Raw genomic sequence first — 4,304 nt, forward strand, 5'->3', positions numbered from 1 at the left:
CGTTTCCTTGTCCCGGTGATCGAGGCCGATGTAACCACCATTCACGCGCTTGGTGATCCGCTTGATCGTGTCATCGCTGACACCCTCATCCGCGATCGCAAAGAGATTGTTCTTCTCGAAGAACCAGAGCGCAGTCTCGAAGGCATACTCGGTCTCGACCAGGGAAGGATCCTGCATGATCTCGGGCACCCGCATGTCGGATGCAAACGACTTGTAGTTATCCTTGCCGGTGAGCTGCAAAAATCCGCGGCCGATGTAGACGTGACCCTCGCCCTCGCCATTGCCCATGCGGTTCGAGTAAACCTTGTCAGCCAGGGCTTTCGGATTGCGGGCAAAAGGCTGTGCCTCTGCTACTGTCTTAAACCGAGACGGCCAGACGCGAACCATTGTCTCAGCAGAATAATTCAGATTCTCACGGACCAGCTTGAACCCGCCGCTCTCATGCGAAGCCTGGCCAAGAAGGTGAGCACCCCGCGCCGGCGACAGATCATAGTGCTTGGCGATCGCCCGCGCCGTGTTGGGGCCAAACGCGCCATCAGCCGTTACACCGACCTTCGCTTGCAGCGCCTTCATTGCCTCGCTCATTTTGCAATTCCTTTCTGCTTTTCATAAGTGCGCAGACCGCCAAGGCCCAGCATACCCATCATCACTGTCATCAGTGACGCCATGTCAAACTCAGGCAAAGGCGGCAGGTCAACACCCACCGCCAGCACAACGAACACGATCACAGGCTGCAAGACGAAGTGATAGGCAAATGCACTGCCACATACCCAGCCAATAAACGGACGCCAGCCGCCCTTGAAGATCGATCCGCTTGCAGCCTCGGCTTTGTTCACCTCGATCTGCGCAACAGCCAGCTCTTGCGCGTGACGATCTGCCATCGTTGCAAGGTCATGGGCAAGCTGCGCCTTTTGGTCTTTGTCCTCGATAAACTTGTCGAGCAGACCGGTGACAGGTCCAATTAATTGCCCAATCATGCGTTATCCTCCCACTATGATTGCCGCTGTTCCCAGAAAGGAAAGCGCAACGCCAAGCATCACGCCAAGAAAAGCAATGTATAGCGCACGAACAATCACTTGTTCGCCTCCATTGCATTGAAGCCAAAGTAGGCAGCAGTCACGCCAGACACCGCAACCACATAAACAGTGGCAATGTCTGCAATCAGGCCCGCAGCCTCGCTGTAACCCAGCATAGAAGCCAAGACGATAGCGAAGGGATACAGCACCATGCCCGCAAGAGCGAACCAAGTCATGCGCCGCTGCGCGTCACGCTTGGCATCCGCATCTTCCATCTTGCGGCGGCGATCTTCCAACATGATTTCCCGCTCCTCGGGATCAATCACGCCATTGCCGTTGAAGTCGTATTCGTTAGTCATGCTGCCCTCATCGAATGGGGTTGGCTACAAGGTCGTCAAACGCTTTCCACAAATCCTCAATCTCTTGGTTGTGGTTGCGCAGGGTTTCGTCAATGCCAGCCGTGCGTTGGTCCGATCGCTCAACAGACGACCGAAGATCAAGCAGGGTGCGCTGGTTTTCAAGGATGGTATTCATCTGCGTGGTCAGAGTAGACAGCCGAGAGGACAGGCTGCGCAAGTCACTGTCAGCCGCAGCCTGTTCTAGTGTCTGGACTCGCGCTTCCACATCAAGGATATCACCGACGCTTTCTTCCACTCCAAGAAAGCGGGACTGTAGATCGAAGATATACCAAGCGCCCCCGCCAACAGCAGACAGCACAGGCAAAGCCACGGCCACCATCCACCCTGAGATCGGATAGCCGCCGATGCTGAACGAAACGCCGCCTTTATCTTCTTCATCTGACATAGATCACAGACCCGCGTAGGTTCCCTGTTGTTGGAAATACACGCCAGCGTTGTAGAGATCGGCAGCAGACTGCATCTCGCCCGTCAGGTATCCGTTCCAGCCAGAGGTGTAACCATCCATGCCCCACTCGATGATGAACTCGTCGATGTTCTGCACATAGGTCACGGCAGTATATGCACCCATCGTGATGTTGTTCTGAGCGGCAAAGCTGTCGATGCTGGCAGTCAGGTCGCTGTTGTTTGCAGCAGCCATGAAAGCACCAGCCTGTTGGGCATAGCTTTCCACCGCACCAATCGCTTCGTTATACGCAACCACCTCACCAAGCTCGATGGTGTAGGTGTCGCTTTGCAGCATGTTTTGCAGTGCCGCCTGCTCGGGCCGCGTGTCTGCAACCGCCGCTAATTCCTGCACCGCAAGCGCCTGATTGATGACGAAGCTGGCATCGACAAGGTTATCGACAGCAAGCGTCAGGTTGGCCATCGCACCTTCGTGCTGCTGCATAAACAATTCCTGCGCGTTCTGCGCAGTGTTGTAGTCAGCCGCCAGCACAGCAGCGACCGCATCCTGATAGGCCAGAAGCATTGCTTGGGAAATCAACGCGCCATTCATTGCATCATCTTCGGTCACACCACCAATCGTGGCATAACCAACCGCGCCATTCGTCAGCGTAATCGAAAGCTTAAGCTGGTTTTCAATCACCTGAATCGACGAGATCAGATCTGATATCGCCTGCTCCCCCGCCGTCTGCGCGAGTGCTGGAGCGGAAACGCTCACTAAGAGAGAGGCGAGGGCCAGTTTCTTGCTGAACATCTGGAAGCTCCTGTCCGATCATAAGGAGGGCATCCCAAAATGCCCGGTCTTGGTCGTAACCTACCACATAAATTTCAGGCGCGCTACGATACCGCAGGAAGGCATCCCGCCCAATCAGGAGCCGACCCGTTGCTATGTCCATGATAGGGCAAGGTGTGTTCGCCAGCGCCATTGCTCGAAACACTTGCGCATTGCCTTGGCATAGAACGCTGATACCAGACACTTGCAGGCCAAGACCGCCGACCTGTTGCGGTGTGCCGATCAGCCGAGCATCCTTGCGGCGATTACATTCCGGGTCTTGAACCATGTCGCCACGCGATACCCCAAAGAGGGTGACCTGCAAGCCCGTCGATCTGGGTATCAAGCAGCTATCATTGCCACCACCGCCCATCACTGTAGGCGCAACAGCAGACATGACCGGGCTGGCAGGCATAGAACCGGGGCTTGAGCCCGCGCCGTTATAGGTGACGTTGTTGCTGTCTACGTTTGAACCAATGGTTGTCGTGTTCAAATCGCCCGTCACATCCTGTGCAAAGGCAGGTGCGGCAATCAGTAGAGCGACAAAGAAATACCGCATGGTTCTGGCAAAGCCTCTGCAAGTGCTGTGTCTTGGCACATCAGCACCATAGCAGCATTGGGCTGGCCGATATAGGCAAGGGTTTGCGCGTCGGCGTTGCGCTGACAGGCAGCGTTGTTGCTCGGACACGCGCCGGGGTAGGCAACAGGCGCTGGCATTTCTATTACCGGAGTGCAGCCAGCCAGCGCCAATATTATCCAGATGCGCTTCATGCCAGTTGAAACAGGATCGCGCCCAGCATGGTGATGATGGTTCCGGCGCTGGCAATGAGGATTGCTTCGATGCGCTTTACCCGGTTGAACACCTCTTTGAACTGGATTTTCACCTCGGTCTTGAGCGAGGCAACATCCCGGTCAATCTGTTCGATCTTGGGTTCTAACTTGTCTAGGCGCTTGTGCGCGATCAGTGTCGTGGTCATGTCTTACTCCGGCTTCGTCGGCCAAATTACATTGTGAGGAAAGCCAGCCTGCTGCGGCACATCAAGCAGAGCCTGTCGATAATCAGCCCAAGCCTGCTGCTCTTCTGCTGTGAGCGCAGCCCAGCGCAGGGCATTGCCAGCAATGGGGTCAACCTCCGTTGCCAGCCTGAGATCCCGCTCTGCACGGACAGCAGCGGCAGCCATTGCGTCAAGCTCTTCCTGCGTTGGCGGCACATAGGGCGCGGCGTGGGGCTGCATCTCGGCGAACAGAGCAGCCGTGTCGAACAGTGCGCCTGTGTCGTTAGGGTTGCAGGTAAAAGGTATCCAACCGTATTGGGGATGCTCGATCTCGCAGTCGATCCAGCCGTTCTCAAGATAAACGGGATTGCGATAATTCATGTCACGAAATCCTTAGAAAAAGAGTTGGTTCATACTCGCCAAATCCATTGAACGCTCTCGGAGGCTTATATCCAACTGACCTCCACGTACCTGATCGCGCTGAGTTTTGCTGTAGAACCTGAAGAAAACCACTTGACAATCTGCGAAATCCAGTTGGCTTTAAGAGAGACCCAGCAATAGTTGCACCAAAGTTTACTGTTGTTGTGCTGTTCTCAGTGGAAAGAAAAGCATATGTGCCAACCGCTCCAGCAGACGCTCCCGCAGTCGCGCTCAAAACCTG

General features: G+C 55.3%; 9 protein-coding genes. All 9 read right to left on the reverse strand.

Translation table 11 applies throughout. The features are described 5' to 3' along the window. Positions 1–585: glycoside hydrolase family 19 protein (locus tag VGP75_RS05805; protein ID WP_414727781.1), on the reverse strand; the 585-nt coding region annotated here is incomplete at its 3' end. Continuing rightward, positions 582–977, reverse strand: a complete 396-nt coding sequence (locus tag VGP75_RS05810) for a holin family protein (protein ID WP_327542749.1) — start codon at positions 975–977, stop codon at positions 582–584. The genes VGP75_RS05810 and VGP75_RS05805, both read right to left, overlap by 4 nt. A gap of 95 nt (positions 978–1,072) precedes the next feature. Beyond that, positions 1,073–1,375 (reverse strand): hypothetical protein, encoded by a 303-nt coding sequence (locus VGP75_RS05815; RefSeq protein ID WP_327542750.1) that lies wholly within the window; start codon positions 1,373–1,375, stop codon positions 1,073–1,075. Between the two features lie 7 nt (positions 1,376–1,382). Continuing rightward, positions 1,383–1,820, reverse strand: coding sequence for a hypothetical protein (locus VGP75_RS05820; protein ID WP_327542751.1), 438 nt, complete (start codon positions 1,818–1,820; stop codon positions 1,383–1,385). A 3-nt stretch (positions 1,821–1,823) separates the two neighbouring features. Further along, the gene (locus tag VGP75_RS05825) at positions 1,824–2,630 is read right to left on the reverse strand and encodes a hypothetical protein (protein ID WP_327542752.1); all 807 of its coding nucleotides are present in this window, start codon (positions 2,628–2,630) and stop codon (positions 1,824–1,826) included. Further along, positions 2,512–3,207, reverse strand: coding sequence for a hypothetical protein (locus tag VGP75_RS05830; protein WP_327542753.1), 696 nt, complete (start codon positions 3,205–3,207; stop codon positions 2,512–2,514). Before VGP75_RS05830 ends, VGP75_RS05825 begins: the two co-directional genes overlap by 119 nt. Then, the gene (locus tag VGP75_RS05835; protein ID WP_327542754.1) at positions 3,180–3,365 is read right to left on the reverse strand and encodes a hypothetical protein; all 186 of its coding nucleotides are present in this window, start codon (positions 3,363–3,365) and stop codon (positions 3,180–3,182) included. The genes VGP75_RS05830 and VGP75_RS05835 overlap by 28 nt, the downstream gene beginning before the upstream one ends. Positions 3,366–3,415: 50 nt before the next feature. Beyond that, positions 3,416–3,625: a hypothetical protein gene (locus VGP75_RS05840; RefSeq protein ID WP_327542755.1), complete on the reverse strand. Its 210-nt coding sequence runs from the start codon at positions 3,623–3,625 to the stop codon at positions 3,416–3,418. A gap of 3 nt (positions 3,626–3,628) precedes the next feature. Continuing rightward, positions 3,629–4,024, reverse strand: coding sequence for a tail fiber assembly protein (locus tag VGP75_RS05845; protein WP_327542756.1), 396 nt, complete (start codon positions 4,022–4,024; stop codon positions 3,629–3,631). Positions 4,025–4,304 lie beyond the last annotated feature (280 nt).

Source organism: Yoonia sp., from assembly GCF_036007805.1.
Lineage (GTDB): Bacteria > Pseudomonadota > Alphaproteobacteria > Rhodobacterales > Rhodobacteraceae > Yoonia.

Excerpts from the sequence above, each read along its gene's own strand:
- VGP75_RS05815 (WP_327542750.1), bottom strand. The coding sequence starts at position 1,375 with ATGACTAACGAATACGACTTCAACGGCAATGGCGTGATTGATCCCGAG.
- VGP75_RS05820 (WP_327542751.1), bottom strand. The coding sequence starts at position 1,820 with ATGTCAGATGAAGAAGATAAAGGCGGCGTTTCGTTCAGCATCGGCGGC.
- VGP75_RS05845 (WP_327542756.1), bottom strand. The coding sequence starts at position 4,024 with ATGAATTATCGCAATCCCGTTTATCTTGAGAACGGCTGGATCGACTGC.
- VGP75_RS05825 (WP_327542752.1), bottom strand. The coding sequence starts at position 2,630 with ATGTTCAGCAAGAAACTGGCCCTCGCCTCTCTCTTAGTGAGCGTTTCC.
- VGP75_RS05835 (WP_327542754.1), bottom strand. The coding sequence starts at position 3,365 with ATGCCAGCGCCTGTTGCCTACCCCGGCGCGTGTCCGAGCAACAACGCT.
- VGP75_RS05840 (WP_327542755.1), bottom strand. The coding sequence starts at position 3,625 with ATGACCACGACACTGATCGCGCACAAGCGCCTAGACAAGTTAGAACCC.
- VGP75_RS05830 (WP_327542753.1), bottom strand. The coding sequence starts at position 3,207 with ATGCGGTATTTCTTTGTCGCTCTACTGATTGCCGCACCTGCCTTTGCA.
- VGP75_RS05810 (WP_327542749.1), bottom strand. The coding sequence starts at position 977 with ATGATTGGGCAATTAATTGGACCTGTCACCGGTCTGCTCGACAAGTTT.